This window comes from Streptomyces sp. NPDC005141 (assembly GCF_053599975.1).
The window spans coordinates 49,756-66,201 of the sequence record NZ_JBSFYW010000017.1; the positions used below are offsets into that span (position 1 = coordinate 49,756).

The following is a 16,446-nucleotide window of genomic DNA, read 5'->3' on the forward strand; positions in this document are numbered from 1 at the left end:
GCTGCCCGGGGGCACCGTCCCTTCGCCCTTGCCTCGCGGAGAAGCCCGCCACCTCGGAACGAGAGGGCCCCGTCAGGTTGCCAGCGCGCTCACCAGGGTGTCCGCCGCGGCGGCGACCTCGTCCTCGCTGTGGGCGCTGGTCACGCCGATCCGTAGACGCGCTCCTCCGATCGGTACGGCGGGCGGGAACAACGGGTTCACCAGGAGGCCGTTCTCGAGCAGGCGCGTGGCGATGCGCGCCGTGTCGTCGACCCGCCCGATATGGACGAGCACCACGTGCGCGGCGGAGGCCCCGATGTTCACACCGGCCTGCTGGAGGCGTTCGCGAAGGGCCTTCGCATTGGCCGCGTTCCGGGCCCGCCGGGGCACCCCTTCTGCCGTGGCCACCTGCACCGCCGCGAGGGAGGCGCCCACCGTGGCCGGAGCCAGACCGAGCGAGAGCAGATAGGCCCCGGCCGAGTGGCGCACGAGGCGCATCGCCCGGTCGCTGCCGCAGGCGAATCCCCCCGTGCTCGCGAACGCCTTGCTCATGGTCCCGGTGATGACGTCGACTCGGTCCAGCACCCCAAGGAGTTCGGCAGCGCCCCGGCCCCTTGCTCCCACCGTTCCGGCGGCGTGCGCCTCGTCGACGATCAGCAGGGCTTTGTGGCGGTCGGCGAGGTCTGCGATGCCGGCCAGTGGGGCGAAGTCGCCGTCAGCGCTGAAGAGCCCGTCGACGACGATGATCCGGCGACGCGCGTCGGCGGCCTCGGCGAGCTTGGCCGCCAGGTCGTCCAGATCGTTGTGACGAAAGGTCAGCAGCCGTGCTCCGGAGAGACGGCCGCCTATGGTGATCGATCCGTGGTTGAGCTGGTCGGAGAGCACCGCGTCACCAGGTCCGGCAAGCGTTGTCAGCACGCCGATGTTGGCCTGCATACCGGTGGGGAACAGCGCCGCGGCCGGTCTGCCGAAGAACTCCGCAAGGGAGTGTTCCAGGCTCCGGTGAAGCTCGGTGTAGCCGCCGACGGGCTGTGTCCCGTAGCAGTGCGTGCCGAACCGATCGATGGCGTCGACGGCGCCGCCGACGACGGTGGGATGCCTGCTGAGCCCCAGATAGTCGCACGAGCCGAACACCGTGACCACGCGACCGTCGGCCAGTCGGGCGCGGGTGCCCAGCGGCTCGGAGATGACCGGGAACAACGGGTAGTGCCCCTGTTCCTGCCATCGGTCCACGGTCTCGAGCACACCGTTGAGGGCGGGGCCGAAGTCCATGTCCGTGGTGGTCAACGCGCCGCTCCGATCTGTGCCGCCAGTTCGGCGATCAGATCGCCGAGCGGCAGGCCCGGAGTCATCCGCTCCGCGAAGCGGAGCGGATCGATGACGACGTCGAACCGCGACTCCAGCGCGACCAGCGACTCGGCCAGGAGCAACGAGTCCAGCCCCAGGTCTTCGAGAGTGAGGCTGTCGGGCAGCCGGTCGGGGGCCACTCGGATCTTGGCCGCGAGGACACTTCTGATCGCTTCGCCCAGGACTTCCGGATCGGCCTCCGCCACAGGTGAGAGTGGTGGGGTGGTGGAGAGATGCTGCACATCCGTCACGGCTGGTCTCCCTGTGCGTTTCGCGGTCACGATCGGCCGAACGGCAGCGGCCCGGAGCGAGAGAAGTGCGAGCCCCACGCGGCGGATGCGCCAGCACTTCTGAGTGATCGTCATGTTACGCACGGCGATCACGGGGTGGGTGGAGGCTGCGGCATCGCGGCATCGCGGGGCTCCGCCATCTGGCGCCTGCCGGGCACTCCGGCGGCGCCGCGCGCTACGTAGGCGGCGGCGAGTCGGGTGCGCCGCACCTTGCCGCTCGCGGTGCGCGGCAGCATGCCTCGGGCCACGACGAAGACATCACGGACCGGGATGTGGAAATCCCTCAGTACGGCCAGGCGTACCGTGTCGGTGATGTGCGAGGCGTCCTCGCCGACGGCCGCGCTCCCCAGGGCGGAGACCGCAGTGCTTCCGACTTCGACGAACAGTACGATGCTCTCGGCGGCTTCGTCGTCCGGTGCGACCGGAACGGCCACCACGGCGGATACCGAGGGAGGGCACGCAGCCAGAGCGACGGTCTCCAGGTCGCCGGGTGCGTACAACATGCCGGCGTGCTTGAAGGTCTCCTTCAGCCTGCCGACGACGAAGAGCTCGCCGTCGATGTACGCCCCGAGGTCGCCGGTGGGGACGAAGCCGTCGGGATGGGCGGGCTCCCATCGGCCGTCCGTCACCATCCGGGCCGTGGCGGACTCTCCGCCGACCTGGATCTCGCCCACACAGCCGTCCGGAAGTGCCCGCCGCTCACCGTCCAGCGCCGTGATACGTACCCGTGTGCCCAGAACGGCGGTGCCGTGGCCCACCAATGACTGGGCGTCGGCCGGATTGACGCCCGCTGTGTGGTCCGGGGTGGGAGCGGCGACCAGTCGGCCTTCTCCCAGTGCGTGGCGATCGAAGACCCGTACGGTGGTGGGTGTCAGCGGCCTGCGGGCGGCCACCGCGACGCAATTCTCGGCGAGGCCGTAGGCGGGGAGCAGCACATGGGGCTTGAGTCCCAGTGGGGCCAGCGCCCGTTCGAAGTCCGCGCACAGGGCAGGGCTGATCCGTTCCGCGCCGATGAGGGCCACCTCGAGAGCGGACAGGTCCATGGTGGACGGGCGGGTGGTTCTCTCCCTTGCTCTGCGCCCGGCCAGTTCGTAGCCGAACGGCGGGCCCGCGGTATGGGTGGCGCGGAAGCGGGACAGTTCCGTGATCCAGCACATCGGGTCCCGTACGAAGGACTCCGGAGGCAGCGCCCGGACCGACGACCCTGAGTACAGACTGCCGGCGAAGCAGCCGATCAGGCCCATGTCGTGCGACAGGGGCAGCCAGAACACGCCGCGCCCCTGGTGGTACCCCACCCGGTTGTTCAACGCCGTGAGATTCACCGCGAGGTTGCGATGCGTGAGCAGGATGCCCTTGGGCGTGGAGGTGCTGCCGGAGCTGAACTGCAGCAGCGCGGCGTCATGCGGATCGAGCACCACCGGGGGAGGGGGCACAGTCGCGGGGACGGACGGGCCGGCCCGGGAGGCGAACTCGCCCGTGGGCAGGACGATGGCGGACAGTTCCGCGTCACGGGCCAACTCGGCGTACGAGTCCGTGCCCTCCGCCGGAGCAAGGCACCAGTGCGCCCTGCCCAACGTCATGGCGTCGCGGGCCCGGTGGGCGTGCTGGCTGCCGGGCCGCACACGCGTGACGGCGCGCAGCGGCACCAGCACGCCCCCGGCGGCCTGGACTCCCACGGTGGCGATCATGGTCTCGAGCGAGGTCCGCATGACCAGCGCGACACGGTCGCCGGTGCGTACCCCCCGCTGTCGCAGCCTGGCGGCGCACTCCACGGCCCGGTACCAGAAAGTCGGGTAGTTGATCCCCTCGCCGCCCTGCGTACCGAGGCCGGCCGCGCACACCTCGCCGGTGACCCCGTCCCGGGCGTGGGCGTACACCGCGTCGATCAAGGTGGGATGAGGGACGCTGACGATGTCGGCCATGGTGTGACCTCTTCACGCTCGGCGGTGAGGGGTGCGCGCGGGCGACCGGCACAGGGAGCGCCCGGACTGAGGTCCCATTTAGCCAGATCCATGGGTGCTATTGTCCAGTTTCGTGGACATTCTGACGGTGTCTCCCGTGTGCGGCCGGGCGCAGCGAAAGGCCTTCGTCGACTGCGAGTACGCATGGCGCCGTGCCGACACCTGCTGGGTTCCACCGCTGCGTCGGGACCAGTACCGGCTGTTGTCCGCCACGCGGAACCCGTTTCTGTCGTTCGGTGACATCGGGCTGTACCTCGCGCGCCGGGGCGGCAAGGTGGTGGGACGCATCGCCGCAGTGCACAATCCCCGCTTCAACCAGCATCACGGAACCCGCGACGGTTTCTTCGGCCTCTTCGCCTGTATCGACGATCCGGAGGTCGCCCGCGGTCTCTTCCAGGCCGCCGGCTCCTGGCTCAGTGAGCGGAACATGACCTCGATGGTCGGACCGGTGAACTTCTCGACGAACTACGAGTGCGGGGCACTCGTTGACGGGTTCGATCTGCCGGCGGCTCTGCTCATGCCGTGGAACCCGCCGTCCACCCCCAGGCTGATCGAGAGCTGCGGGTTCACGGCGGTCCAGGACCTTCACGCCTGGGAGTGGGAATGCGTGCCGAAGCAGCCCCGGGCCCTCGGGCGCGTCGCCGCCGCGGCGGCACGGAACGGCGACATCACCGTCCGAACCGTCGACGTCCTCGACTTCGACGCGGAAATGCGGCAGATCCGCGACCTGTACCACCGTGCCTGGCGGCACAACTGGGGCTTCGTTCCCATGACGGACCGTGAGTTCCAGCACCTGGCCGTCCAGTTGCGTCCGGTGCTGCGCCCCGAACTGGCTCTCATCGCCGAGGTCGCGGGCCGACCGGTGGGCTTCGCCCTCACCCTCCCCGACCTGGCCCCGGCCCTCCGGGCCGCCGGCGGGCGTCTGCACCGGTGGGGGGTGCCCACCGGCCTCGCCCGGATGGTGCGCGCGTCCCGGAGGGTCCGGCGCGGCCGGCTGATGGCGCTGGGCGTCGTCGAGGAGTACCGGAACTCAGGAGTGCTGCCCGTGCTGCTGGCGGAGACGGAGCGGTCCGTACGCCGCCTGGGCTACGAGACCGTCGAGATCTCCTGGGTCCTGGAGGACAACAAGCCGGCACTTCGATCACTGCGGGCCGTCGGCTGCCACCGCACCAAGACGTACCGGATCTACCGACGCGAGTTGCGGCACAGTTCGGGCTAGCCAGCCCTCCGAGACCTTCGAGGACGGTTCATGCGTGTTCTGGTCACCGGCGCCACGGGGTTCATCGGCCGCCGGCTCACTCACCGTCTCGTGGCGCGCGACCACGAGGTGACAGTGATCGTGCGCTCCACGTCGTACCTCGGCGCCCTCCCACGGAGCGTCCGCCTGGTGCAGGGAGACCTGACAGACGGGACAGGCCTGGCCGAGGCGGTCACCGGCGTGGAGTGCGTGCTGCATGTGGCGGGCGTGGTCAAGGCACCCCACGCGGATGGCTTCGACCGGGTCAACGCAGCGGGTACCCGACGGCTCGGTGAGCACCTTGCCGCGCTCCCCTCACCGCCCCGAATGATCCTCTGCTCCTCGCTCGCCGCCGCCGGTCCGTCGGTGCCGGGCAGACCCCGGAGAGAGGAAGACCCTCCGGATCCCGTGTCCCGATACGGCCGGAGCAAGCTCGCAGGGGAGCAGGCCCTCCGGGAGCTGGCACCGGACCTGGGCACCGTCGTCGTGCGCCCGCCGATCGTCTACGGTCCGGGCGACCCGGCCTTCGTTCCCGCTCTGGCGGCGATGGTCCGGGCGGGTGTCGCGCCCCGCCCGGTCAGCGTCACCTGCCGGTACTCCCTCGTCCATGTCGACGACGTGTGTGCCGCGCTGGAGGCCGTGATGGAACGAGGCGGGACGCTGTCCCGAGACGATCCCGCCGCCGGCGTGTACACGATCTCCGACCGGGCGGAACATTCCTGGGACAGCCTGTGCGCCGCTGTTGCCCGCGCCATGGGCCGCAGGTCGCCCGTGGTGGTCCCTGTTCCTCCCCGGGCCGTACACGGTGTGGCCTGGCTGTTGGAGACGGTCGCCCGGCTGCGAGGCCCTCATGCGTTCCCGGCCGCCAACCGGGACAAGGCGGCGGAAGGGCGTTGCGCGGCATGGACCTGTTCCGCGGACAAGGCGGCTCGCGAACTCGGCTTCACCGCGGCGGTACCGCTGGACGTGGGACTTGCGGAGATGTTCGACGCCAGCCGCCGGCGGCCGGGATGCTGACCACCCAGGCCGCCCCGGACGGCACGCGCGGACCGGACCGAAGGAGCTTGCCCCTCAGCCCCGGCCGTGCCAAGCCGCCCGGGCGGCGCCTGGGCGAGCAGGCGGCCCAAGCCGTGACCGAAGCGCTGACGTCGAAACTCGCGCGTCTCCTGCCGCACACCTCTCCGGACGGCCACGCCCGGATGTGCACAGCACTCCGGTATTCCACCAGCCGCGGTCTGCTGGGCACTCGATGTGACATCCGTGTCCGGAGAGTGCCCGACGGATGGCGCGCCGACGGACGTGCCGACCACGTCCTCGGACTGCCGCACGCAGACAGCATGCTGTTGGAAGCCATCGGTGGGGAAGGCGAGACGCTCCTCGTTCTCCTGCCCGCCGACGCCCCTGGACTCGTAAAGACTGAGCACCATCCCTCCCCGCTTCCCGGGGCGTCGTTCGGATCTGTGCGAGTGGACTCGGTGTCCGTCCTGGACGCTGCCGCCCTCCACCCGAGCCCCAGCGACCTCCACGCGCTGTACGAGGCAATCGCCACGACCCGGCTGAGGCTGGCGCGCCTGGCCACCGACCTGGCCGCGGACGCTGTCGCGGCGGCCATCGATCACGTGGCCCGACGACCGTTCGGGGGCGCTCATCTCGTGGACAAGCAAGTAGTGCGCCACACCGTGGTTGAGGCCACGGCGCAGGTGCGGATGTGCGACGCCTACCTCAGGCGGGTCGACGCCCCGCCACAGACGGCGTCGGCCCAGCGGCGACCGCGGACGGCGCGAGAGCAAGCGACACCCCCCGCATGCTCCTTCCACGACGCCGCGACGCGCGCGGCAGCGTATGTGGCCCTCGCAGCCCCACAAGCTGTGGAGGCCTCCTGCCAACTCCATGGTGGTTACGGCTTCCTCGAAGAGAAGTGGATCGCCCGGGCCTACCAGGACTCCGTCTTCATTCCCGTGCTCCTGGGCGGTCGGAATCACCTGGACCGGGCCGCCGGACTGCCCTTCCCCGTCACCGCCGAAACGGTCGCCGAATGACCATCCCCTCGCTCCGTACCGACTCCATGGCTGCCTTCTGCGCCTCTGCGCGCACTCTGGTGAGCCGCCACATCGCACCGCACCTGACGGAATGGGAGACGAACGGCGGGGCTACCCGTCGGCTGTTCGCCGTAGCCGGCCGCGCCGGGGTGTTCGGTGTTCCCGTTCCGGTACGCGACGGTGGTCTGGGCCTGGGACTCGCGCACGGCGTCGCCTTCATCCGTGCCGTCAGTCGCTACGCCGCGGGTGGGGTCTGCGCGAGCCTGTGCGTGCAGACGCACGTCGCCGTGCCCCTGCTGCTGGGTCAGGGCAGCAGCGAACAGAAGCGGACCTGGCTGCGACCCATTCTGAGCGGCAGCATGATCACGGCTGTGGCTATCACCGAGCCCACGGGAGGGTCGGACCTGGTCAACAGCACGACCACTCGGGCGGTCCCGACCGAGGAAGGATGGCTTCTCGACGGCGAGAAGACCTTCATCACCAACGCGCCGCTCGCCGACTGCCTGCTGGTCCTGGCTCGTACGGATGACAGGGCCGGCGCCCTGGGCATGACGTTCTTCCTGGTGCCGGCCGATCTCCCGGGTGTTCAGGTGCGCCAACTGGAAACCGCGGGGCTCCGCAGTTCACGCACCGGCCGTGTCCGTTTCACACGCTGCCCTCTGCCGGCGGACGCCGTGCTCGGACGACCGGGTCTGGCCATGGTGCAGCTGGCTCAGGTCCTGGTCGAGGAACGGCTTGCGATCTCCGCCGGTGTGCTGGAGTGCGCGCGATGCACTGTGGAACGTACGGCCGCGCTACCAGCGGTGGCCGTCTCACACCGGGCACGCGCCGAACTCGCGGGATGGCTCGTCGAGGTGGAGGCCGCGGAAGCCTTTCTGGACGCCGCCGTCGAGCGCTTCGACAACGGCCAAGGAGACCGTCTCGACGCGGACCTCGCCAAGACCATGAACGCCCGGCTCACCCAGCGGATCGTCAACGGATGTGCTCGGCTCATCGGACCCGACGCGTTCATCGGCTCAGATGATGGGGGTGGTCTCCTCCCGACGCTGCGGGACGTCCGGGTCCTGAGTGTCTTCGGAGGGAGCTGCGAGACGGTCAGGGACAGCGCGGCCACAGAGATCCTCCGAGGTGCTGTCGCTCGCCGGCGAACCGACGCCCTCGCGCCGACGGGGGGACGCCATGTGTAGTTCCTCGGCTCGCTTCCTCGCAGAACCGGCCCGAATGGCTCACATGCCACCGGGCGATTCCGGGCCGGATCGGGCTCACGTTTCTCTCCCGTACGCCGTTCCCAGCCAGGAGAATCCATGCAACGTCCCGCCGATGACCTTCCGCAGGACGACGAGTCCGTACTCCGGGAGCTGGAGTCCACCGTCGCCGCCAACCTTGATCGACACCTCTCCATGGCTCAGGAGTGGTTTCCCCATCAGTACGTGCCATGGAGCCGCGGCGATGACTTCGACGGACCGCTGCGGGGACGCTCTTGGACGCCCGATCAGTCCGAACTGCCCGCCCACGTACGGTCCGCCCTGGTTCTGAGTCTGCTCACTGAAGACAACCTGCCGAGCTATCACACAGAATTGATCACCGAGCTGGGCCGCGAAGGAGCCTGGGGCGCATGGGCCCATCGATGGACAGCTGAGGAAGACCGGCACAGTACTGTCCTGCGGGACTACTTGCACGTGACGCGTGCTGTGGATCCGGTGGCCCTGGAGCGTCACAGGATGCAGCACATGAGCATCGGCTACACCCGCGAATACCCCGGGTCGGTCATCCACGGCATCGCCTACGTCATGGTGCAGGAACAGGCCACCCGGGTCGCGCACCGCAACACCGGAAGAGTCAGCGGCGACCCGGTGTGCGAACGGCTCCTCTCCAGGATCGCGGCGGACGAGAACCTCCACATGGTGTTCTACCGTGACCTGCTGGCCGCCGCTTTCGACCGGTACCCGGACCGCACCATGCACGCCCTGAACGACGTGGTGACGACCTTCCGGATGCCGGGGTACGGCGCTCCCAACCTGCGATCGGCCGCCCGAAGCATCGCCGTCTCCGGCATCCTCGACCGGACTGTGCTGCTCGTCGAGATCCTTCAGCCGCTCCTTCGATCCCTGCGAGTGTTCGAGCGAACCGACCTGACGGGCCATGGGGAAGACAGCCGCGAGCGACTTGAACAGCACCTTGAGAAGCAGAGGATCATGATCGAACGTTCCGCCCACTGGCGTGCCGATCGCGGCGCGCAGTCGGCGCCGGCCGGGGCGGTCGAGGCATGAACTGCACCCGGACCGCCCGGGAGGGGATCGGCGCGATCTTCGCTGGTTGCTTCGTTTGCCGCGCCCAGGGTCGATCGGCCCAGGCCCGACACCTTCGGCGCCCGGTGGGACCGATGTCGATCAGGTCGGGAAGGCGGCCAGGGCGAGATCCCACTGGTCGGCCGCGTGAAGCAGCGCAGCTCTGTCCATGCGTATCTCCACGAAGTACTGGTGGATACCGACCCTGTCCTCACCTTGCTGCCATGGGGGTGTCGCCTCCACGACAGGTGAAGGCGAATCACCGCCCCAACCTCGCTTCGGTCGGCGAGGCTGAAGGCCAGGACCGGCTCGTCGAACCATGTGTCCGGAGAGAAATAGCCTTCGGCATCAGGTCGGGTCACAGTCACCGTCCCCGCGGCGACGGCGCGCAGCCAGTCTGCGACCTGGCGGGCTTCGTGGGTCAGCAGAGACGGATCAGTGAAGGACCAGGTGCCCTCGGGGGTCGCCACCGTGCCGCCGACGACCAGCCAGTTGTCGTCGTAGCGTTTGCCCCGGACCGTGGCGAACTCATAGCGCAGTGGGCGGAGTTCGGCACTGCTTGCCTGATCACTCAAAACATGGCCAGAGGATGTCACGAGCCGTCCCGCAGTGGCACAGCGTGGACCGACGATCAGGGCGACGCCGCGGACAGACAGCGGTGGCGTGACCTGGGCAGCGTGCTCCCGCGGTCGGCGCCACGGGGCGGGGCACACCCCGCCCTTCCGTGGCGCCGACGGCCGCAACGGCGAGGGCCCGAACCGACCGCTGAATCTCAGTCGCGTCCCAGCACCAGCCCGTACTCCAGGTCACTCGTCGACGACGGCAGACCCAGACTCTTCGGCGTCAGGGCTCCGGAACCCGCCGCCGTGGGCCCCTGCGGGGTCCCCGGGAGCAGCCAGACGCCACCCGTTGCCGCGTTCTCGCCGGGAGTCCCCGTGACGAGGTCCGCGTGGCCGTCGGCGTCGTAGTCCTGGAGCCCGACCGAGGCGCCGAAGTGGTCACCCTTTTCCGCGGTGCCCTGGACTCCGGCCGTGTTCTGGCTGAAGCCGAGGCTCATCGCCGTCCCGCCCGACGACAGCAGGCCGGTGCCGGAGCCGCGCACGAGAAGCACCGAGCCCGCCTCCTGCCGCGTGCCGATCGCCTCGTACGGGTCGCCGACGGCGAGGTCCGCGTAGCCGTCACCGTCGATGTCGGCGGCGGCGAGAGAGATGCCGAGGCGGTCCTCGGACTCGGCGGTACCGGCGATGCCCGGGGTGTCCTGGTGGATGTCGTGAGTGCGGGCGCCGAAGCCTCCGGACTTCGATCCGTACGCGATGTGCACCAGTCCGCCCTTGAACACCTCGGCTCTGCCCGTCGAGTAGTCCGCGCAGGCCGGCTCGTCGGCCTCGTAGTTCGGGTAGCAGGCACCGAGCGCGAGATCCGCGGTGCCGTCCGCGTCGAAGTCACCGGCGGCGAGGGAGGAGGCGGAAGCCGTGGTGCTCCACAGACGCACCGGCGCGCCCTCCTGCCAGCGGTAGACCTGGGTGAATCGGGTCTCCGTCGCGGAGATCGAGAGCGCCAGGTCGTCGTCGCCGTCTCCGTCGAAGTCACCGGTGGCGAGGCTGGGCCGACGGCCGAAGTCCGCCTCGGCTATATCTCCGGTCAGGGTGTCCGCGGACGCGGCGGTGAGCGGGCCGGGACGCAGGACCACGCTGCTGTGTTCCTCCCCGCTACGGCCGAGGGCGAGGTCTGTGAGGCCGTCGCCGGTCACGTCCGCGGCGGCGAGCACCGCCCCGATCCGGGAGAACTCGCTGTCGCCCCGCGCGACCGTGTAGCCGGCGGCGAACCCGGTGGCGGAACCCCGCAGCACGGTGACGGTGCCGTGTTCGGCTTGCGGATCGTCGGACAGGGACTCGCTGGAGGCGCCCACGACCAGGTCCGCGAACCGGTCGCCGTCGACGTCCGCGGCGGTGACGGCGGAGCCGAAGAGGTCGCCCGCCTCGGGGGTGCCCGGCACCCCGGCGGTGGCCTGGCTGACCCGCACGGACCCGTGCCGGCCCGGGCCGTCGGGTCCGCCCCACAGGACCTGCACGTACCCGGCCTTGGACGCGGCCCCGACCTGGGCGGAGGGCACGCCCACCGCCAGGTCCGGGTAGCCGTCGCCGTTGAAGTCCCCTCGCGGCGCGGTGGTCCCGCCCGGCCCCGCGGCAGCGGATGTGGTGGGCGCGGTCAGACCCAGCAAGGTCACCGCGCAGATCGCCGTCGCGGAAAGAAACTTGTTGCGCATCGGTGTTCGGGCTCCGTCTGTTCTCGGCTGCATCTCGGGGGTGGTTCTCGGGGGTGGTTCTTGTGGTGCTTCTCGGGGGGCGGGGCACCCGGTTGGTGTTCTCCGAGCCCGTCCGGGAACGGCTGCCCGTACGCCCGTACGCCCGTACGCCCGTACGCCCGTACGCCCGTACGCCCGTACGCCCGTACGCCCGTACGCCCGTACGCCCGTACGCCCGGACGGCCGGGCTATCCGGGTGCCTGGATGGTGGGTCAGCGGCCGAAGACGTCCGCGAACCTGCGCCCGTCGACATCGGGGTAGCCGAAGTCCGTCGCGTTGAAGGCCGTCGCGGACGTGCTCGTCAGGCCCGCGGTCGTGCCGCGCAGGACCCACGCCGCCCCGTCGTCGTATCCGTCGGGCAGGACGTCCTCGCCGAACGCGCCGATCGCCAGGTCCGCCCTGCCGTTGCCGTTGATGTCGCGCAGCCGCAGCGAGGAGCCGAAGTGGTCGCCTCCCTCGGCGGCGCCCGGCACACCCGGCGTGGCCTGGTGGAAGGACTGGGCGCCGGTCGTGGTCAGGCCGCCCGAACCGCCCTTCAGGAAGACAATGTTGCCGACGCTGCGCTTGCCGTTCACGGTCTCGTACTGGGCGCCGACCGCGACGTCCGCGCGGCCGTCGCCGGTCGCGTCGCCCACCGCCACGGCCGCGCCGAAGTTGTCGTACGTCTCGTCGGTGCCCGGCACACCCGCGCTGGCCTGGGTATAGGTCCTGCCCGTGACGGGCAGGCCGGACGCCTTGCCGTACCGCACGGTGAACGAGCCGCCCCGCGCGACCGCGGTGTTGCCGGTGACCAGATCGTCGTATCCGTCGCCGTTGATGTCCCCGCCCGCCACGGCCTTCGCCCATTCGGCGCCTCCCGGGGCGATGCCTTCGGCCAGCACCGAGTAGTGATGGCCGATGTCCCCGGGACCGCCGCGCAGGAGACCGACGTAGGTGCCGGAGACGGTGCCCGTGGCGTCCAGGGTCCGGCCGTGCAGCACGTAGTCGCTGCCGTCGGTGTTGGAGAAGTGACCGGCGACGACACCGTCGAGACGGACGTTCCCGGGCAGGAAGGCGACCTCCGGCGCCAGCGCGCCGTCCTGGGAGGGCTTCCCCTCGGCGTACCACCAGAAGGTGTCGTCTCCCACGACGACCAGGTTGCCGGTGCCGTCGCCGTCGAGGTCGGCGAAGGAGACGCCTTCGCCGAACGCAGAGGCCTCGGCGGTCGGGGCGGTGAGCGCCGTGCCACCTGACGTGAACGGGTGCGCCCCGCCCCACACGATGGTGACCGAGCCGCGCGGCTTGCCCGTGACCTCCTCGCCGGGCGCGCCGACTATCAGATCGGCGTAGCCGTCACCGTCGACGTCGCCGCTGGTGACGTTCTCACCGAACCTGTCCACGGACTCCGACACGCCCGGCACACCGGCCGTGTTCTGCGTGACGTTCACCGAGCGCGCGGGGCTGACACCGGAGGCCGAGCCGAGGAGGACGGTGACCGTGCCCCCGCTCGCCTTGGGGGTGCCGATGACCAGGTCGCGGTAGCCGTCCCCGTTGAAGTCGTCCGGCAGTCCGGAGGGAGCCGCGACGGCGGCGGGGGCTCCGAGCCCCGCGACGGCGAGGACGGCAGCCGTGGCGACGGCCAGAGTACGTGCGTGCAAGGTCATGCTCCCTGTCTGTGAACCGACACCGGTGCGGCTTCGGTGACGTACGACCCCTCGAGTGGACAAAGGGTTGTACGAGCGGGAAGGCCAGGTGAACGGGTCGCGCGGCCATGGGCGTTGGCCGGGCCGACGGAGGTCGGGCGGGGTGTCGCCCGCGGCGCGCCCTGCGCCGCGACGGGGAGCCGAGGACTGCCTGCCCGGCATCCCCGGGCAACTGCTCGCAACCCGCATCGAGCTGAGCCGCGGACGGACTGGCGAGTGCTGCGAAGCCATGGATGAGGGCGGTCGGGGAAGCGGATCACCGTGGTGGCCGTGAGCGGGGCCGGCGAAAGGTTTTGGCCATGCGCGGTCCCGCCGAGCCTGCGGCCAACAGCCCGGTACCAGGAGGGATTTGCTGCGCCGAGCGAGGGGCCACGCGCCGAGCCGCGCGAGAAGGGAAAGCAGCAGTTGCGGCAAATGGGGCAACCATGAGCCATGGTTGACCGTCTACAACCGCGTAGTGAAAGGAGCCCCACTGAGTGAAAATCGTCTTCCTGATCCACAACGTCTACGGCATCGGCGGCACCATCCGGACCACGCTCAATCTCGCGTCGGCCCTCGCGGACCGCCATGAGGTGACGATCGTCTCGATGCTGCGCCACCGCACCAAACCCCGGTTCACCATCGACAAGCGGGTGACCCTGTTACCGCTGGTCGACCAGCGTAAGGACGCCGCCGACAGGGCCGACCCACGGTCGCGTCATGCCGCCGAGGGGTTCCCTTCCGCCGAGAAGCGTCACGGGCAGTACAGCCGTCTCACCGACCTGCGGGCCGAGGAGTATCTGCGCACCTGCGACGCCGACGTGATCATCGGCACTCGTCCGGGCATCAATGTCTACCTGGCGCGTTTCGCACCCCGCCAGGCGCTGCGCATCGCTCAGGAACACCTCACGCACGACACCCACAGCAAACGGTTGCGCGGCCAACTCGCCCGGCACTACCGCGCCTTGGACGCCGTGATCACCACCACCGAAGCGGACGCCATCGCCTACCGCACCAGGATGCGTTTGCCCGGTGTGCACATCCAGGCCATTGCCAACAGCGTGCCCGAACCCGACGTGCCGCTCACCGTCGGCGGAGCCGACGTCATAGCCGCGGCCGGACGCCTGGTCCCCGCCAAACGGTTCGACCTGCTCATAGAGGCCTTCGCCAAGGTCGCCGCCGAGCGCCCGGACTGGTCCCTGCGCATCTTTGGCACCGGCGCGGACAAGGAGCGGCTCCAAGACCTCATCGACGACCGCGGCCTGGTGGGGCGGGCGACTCTGATGGGCGCGACCGCACGCATAGAGGCCGAGTTCGCCCAGGCATCGATCGTGGCGAGCGCCTCCGACGCGGAGTCGTTCGGCATGACCCTGGTCGAGGCCATGCGCTGCGGAGTCCCCGTGATCAGCACCGACTGCCCTCTCGGCCCGGCCGAAATCATCCACGACCGTGTCGACGGCCGACTCGTCCCTGTCGGCGACTCCGAGGCGCTCGCCGCAGCCCTGCTCGAACTCATCGACGACGAACCCGCCCGTCGCCGCATGGGCGAGGCCGCGCGCGCCGCCTCCCGTCGCTTCGACCCGGCCCCGATCGCCCGGTCCTACGACGACCTGCTCACCGAACTTGCCGGGACCCGCCGCTCCCGCGCCTGGCTGCGCAGACGCGGCTGGTTGCGCTCCCGCGTCGGTCCGCTCGCACGCCGGCTGCTCCCGTCACCTCGCCGCTGAACACAGCGTCCACCCCGCCCCGTCCGCCCCACGCGAGAGTGTGGGCCGCGCCGGGCTCCTGGGCATCGTGAACACCTGCGTCGGACTATTTCGCGTGCTGCGCCGCCGCGGAGGCACTTAGCATTCCGGGCATGGCGATGTTCGTGCATTTGATGTCTGCGGCGAACGCGCCGCGCGTCCGGCGGTCCGGGATACGCGCGGACAGTTCCGGGCAGGGCGGTGCGCGCGGCGTCTACTGCTTTCCGGTGCTGCCGTCGTACACGCTCACCCACCAGTGGGTGAGGGAACTGTCCCGGAGCGGCACCCGGGGTGGGCTGGTCGCCGTCCATGTGCGGCTGGACGACTCCCAGAGCGTGCTGGTCGGGCACTACTCGGACCGGGCCCGGGATGCCCAGGCGTGTGTCACCGCGGCCGAGGCGGTGCGGCGCGTCGCGGCTCGTGAGGACCCGCGCGGGTGGGAGGTGTTCGTGCCCCGGGCCATCAGGCCGCGCGAGCTGCACCGGATCCGTTCCGTGTCGCAGGTGGCGGGCTGGCGGTACTGGCCGGACGCGCACGGAGTGCGCCCCTGCACCTGCTACGGATGCCGGGTGCGCGGCGAGTACGGATCGCGGCGCCTGCGTGAGCGGCTGCCGCATCCGCTGGACGGCCCGCCCCCACCGGTCGCGGTGCTGCTCGCCCGTGTCGCGGCGGCGGGTGAGCCGGGTGACCCTGACGTGCTGAGCGACGTGCTGCACTGGTTCGGCATGCGGCGGCGAGGCCCGCTGGCCCGACTGGCGCCTCTCGCCGCCCATCCCTACGCCGGCGTGCGGGAGAACCTGGTGTGGGCGGTGGGCCGCTGGACCACGCCCGGAGTCGCCGAGTTGCTGGACGGCCTCGCCGACGACCCGCACCCGGATGTGCGGGAGGCGGTGGAAACGGTCCGCGAGCCGGCGTGACGGCAGCGGTCGCCGACCGTTCCTCCGCACCGGCGCGCGTCGATCCGCGGGCGCCCCCGGAACGTACCGACTCGGTGTGTCGTACGAGGCGAAGACCGGGGCAGTACGTCGCCCCGCCCCGACGATCAGGAACGTCGGGAAGGAGAGGCGTGCTTTAGGCGGGAGCGCAGGGTGGAGGCGAAGTCCTCGGCGCGGGTCAGCTGGACGCGGAGCCGGTCGACCTGCTCGGTGGCGGCCCGCTCGTATTCGCGCACACGGGTGAGAAGCGACTCCCGCTCGTCCGCGTCGAGTTCCCCGTCCGCGTCGAGCCGGTCGGTGGAGTCCAGGAGGTCGCGCATCTGGTCGAGGGTGAAACCGAGCGGTTTCATCCGGCGGATGACCATGAGGCGGGTGACGTCGGCCTCCGCGCAGAGACGGAAGCCGCCCTGGGAGCGCGCGGAGGGGATCACCAACCCGGTCTCGCGGCCCACATCTGGGACGCCTCCTCGGTAGCAGCCCTCGACGCCATCGAGACCAGATACAAGCAGCGTGGCAAGACGGTCGAGATCGTCGGTCTGAACGATCCCAGCGCGGACCTGCACAGCAAACTCACCGGCGAACTCACCAGCCACTGAGGCCGGCTCGCGAACCACGAAGGACCTCGGCCGCCGGCCGAGGTCCTTCGCCCATGTCATGGG

Annotated in this window: 14 protein-coding genes and 2 pseudogenes; 8 read left to right on the forward strand and 8 right to left on the reverse strand. The window is 70.5% G+C overall.

Going from position 1 to position 16,446, the window contains the following annotated elements; genetic code table 11:
• Positions 1–72: 72 nt before the first annotated feature.
• From ACWD68_RS15965 to ACWD68_RS15975, 3 genes are all read right to left on the reverse strand, one after another.
• Entirely contained in the window at positions 73–1,266 is a 1,194-nt protein-coding gene (locus tag ACWD68_RS15965; RefSeq protein ID WP_451807020.1) for an aminotransferase class I/II-fold pyridoxal phosphate-dependent enzyme, read from the reverse strand.
• Positions 1,263–1,577 carry an acyl carrier protein gene (locus ACWD68_RS15970; protein WP_451807021.1) on the reverse strand — a complete coding sequence of 105 codons (315 nt, stop codon included), beginning with the start codon at positions 1,575–1,577 and terminating at the stop codon, positions 1,263–1,265. The genes ACWD68_RS15965 and ACWD68_RS15970 overlap by 4 nt, the downstream gene beginning before the upstream one ends.
• Positions 1,578–1,705: 128 nt before the next feature.
• Positions 1,706–3,538 carry an AMP-binding protein gene (locus ACWD68_RS15975; protein WP_451807022.1) on the reverse strand — a complete coding sequence of 611 codons (1,833 nt, stop codon included), beginning with the start codon at positions 3,536–3,538 and terminating at the stop codon, positions 1,706–1,708.
• A 112-nt stretch (positions 3,539–3,650) separates the two neighbouring features.
• On the opposite strand from ACWD68_RS15975, the gene ACWD68_RS15980 reads away from it, so the two are divergent.
• From ACWD68_RS15980 to ACWD68_RS16000, 5 genes are all read left to right on the forward strand, one after another.
• On the forward strand, positions 3,651–4,796 hold the full coding sequence (locus tag ACWD68_RS15980) for an N-acetyltransferase family protein (protein ID WP_451807023.1): 1,146 nt from the start codon (positions 3,651–3,653) through the stop codon (positions 4,794–4,796).
• A gap of 30 nt (positions 4,797–4,826) precedes the next feature.
• The gene (locus tag ACWD68_RS15985; RefSeq protein ID WP_451807024.1) at positions 4,827–5,831 is read left to right on the forward strand and encodes an NAD-dependent epimerase/dehydratase family protein; all 1,005 of its coding nucleotides are present in this window, start codon (positions 4,827–4,829) and stop codon (positions 5,829–5,831) included.
• A 320-nt stretch (positions 5,832–6,151) separates the two neighbouring features.
• A complete protein-coding gene (locus ACWD68_RS15990; protein WP_451807025.1) occupies positions 6,152–6,853 on the forward strand; it encodes an acyl-CoA dehydrogenase family protein in 702 nt (233 codons plus the stop codon).
• Positions 6,850–8,040 carry an acyl-CoA dehydrogenase family protein gene (locus tag ACWD68_RS15995; RefSeq protein WP_451807026.1) on the forward strand — a complete coding sequence of 397 codons (1,191 nt, stop codon included), beginning with the start codon at positions 6,850–6,852 and terminating at the stop codon, positions 8,038–8,040. Before ACWD68_RS15990 ends, ACWD68_RS15995 begins: the two co-directional genes overlap by 4 nt.
• Positions 8,041–8,157: 117 nt before the next feature.
• The gene (locus ACWD68_RS16000; protein WP_451807027.1) at positions 8,158–9,123 is read left to right on the forward strand and encodes an acyl-ACP desaturase; all 966 of its coding nucleotides are present in this window, start codon (positions 8,158–8,160) and stop codon (positions 9,121–9,123) included.
• A 120-nt stretch (positions 9,124–9,243) separates the two neighbouring features.
• Here ACWD68_RS16000 and ACWD68_RS16005 read toward each other — a convergent pair whose 3' ends face one another.
• The 4 genes and pseudogenes from ACWD68_RS16005 to ACWD68_RS16020 form a co-directional block, all read right to left on the reverse strand.
• The gene (locus tag ACWD68_RS16005; protein ID WP_451807110.1) at positions 9,244–9,384 is read right to left on the reverse strand and encodes a hypothetical protein; all 141 of its coding nucleotides are present in this window, start codon (positions 9,382–9,384) and stop codon (positions 9,244–9,246) included.
• A 44-nt stretch (positions 9,385–9,428) separates the two neighbouring features.
• Positions 9,429–9,854: pseudogene (locus ACWD68_RS16010) on the reverse strand (WapI family immunity protein); the annotation flags it as partial.
• Between the two features lie 59 nt (positions 9,855–9,913).
• Positions 9,914–11,407 carry an FG-GAP-like repeat-containing protein gene (locus ACWD68_RS16015; protein ID WP_451807028.1) on the reverse strand — a complete coding sequence of 498 codons (1,494 nt, stop codon included), beginning with the start codon at positions 11,405–11,407 and terminating at the stop codon, positions 9,914–9,916.
• 251 nt (positions 11,408–11,658) lie between these two features.
• Positions 11,659–13,083: an FG-GAP-like repeat-containing protein gene (locus ACWD68_RS16020; protein WP_451807029.1), complete on the reverse strand. Its 1,425-nt coding sequence runs from the start codon at positions 13,081–13,083 to the stop codon at positions 11,659–11,661.
• Positions 13,084–13,604: 521 nt separating this feature from the next.
• Between ACWD68_RS16020 and ACWD68_RS16025 the strand changes: the two genes are divergently transcribed.
• Complete coding sequence (locus ACWD68_RS16025) at positions 13,605–14,834, forward strand: glycosyltransferase family 4 protein (protein WP_451807030.1); 1,230 nt, start codon at positions 13,605–13,607, stop codon at positions 14,832–14,834.
• A 131-nt stretch (positions 14,835–14,965) separates the two neighbouring features.
• Entirely contained in the window at positions 14,966–15,769 is an 804-nt protein-coding gene (locus ACWD68_RS16030) for a HEAT repeat domain-containing protein (RefSeq protein WP_451807031.1), read from the forward strand.
• A gap of 125 nt (positions 15,770–15,894) precedes the next feature.
• Here the strand turns inward: ACWD68_RS16030 and ACWD68_RS16035 are convergent, their stop codons facing one another.
• The gene (locus ACWD68_RS16035) at positions 15,895–16,239 is read right to left on the reverse strand and encodes a MerR family DNA-binding protein (protein ID WP_451807032.1); all 345 of its coding nucleotides are present in this window, start codon (positions 16,237–16,239) and stop codon (positions 15,895–15,897) included.
• Here ACWD68_RS16035 and ACWD68_RS16040 point away from each other — a divergent pair.
• Positions 16,231–16,383 (forward strand): annotated as a pseudogene (locus tag ACWD68_RS16040) (SulP family inorganic anion transporter); the annotation flags it as partial. The gene ACWD68_RS16035 and the pseudogene ACWD68_RS16040 sit on opposite strands and share 9 nt — an antisense overlap.
• Positions 16,384–16,446: the final 63 nt, after the last annotated feature.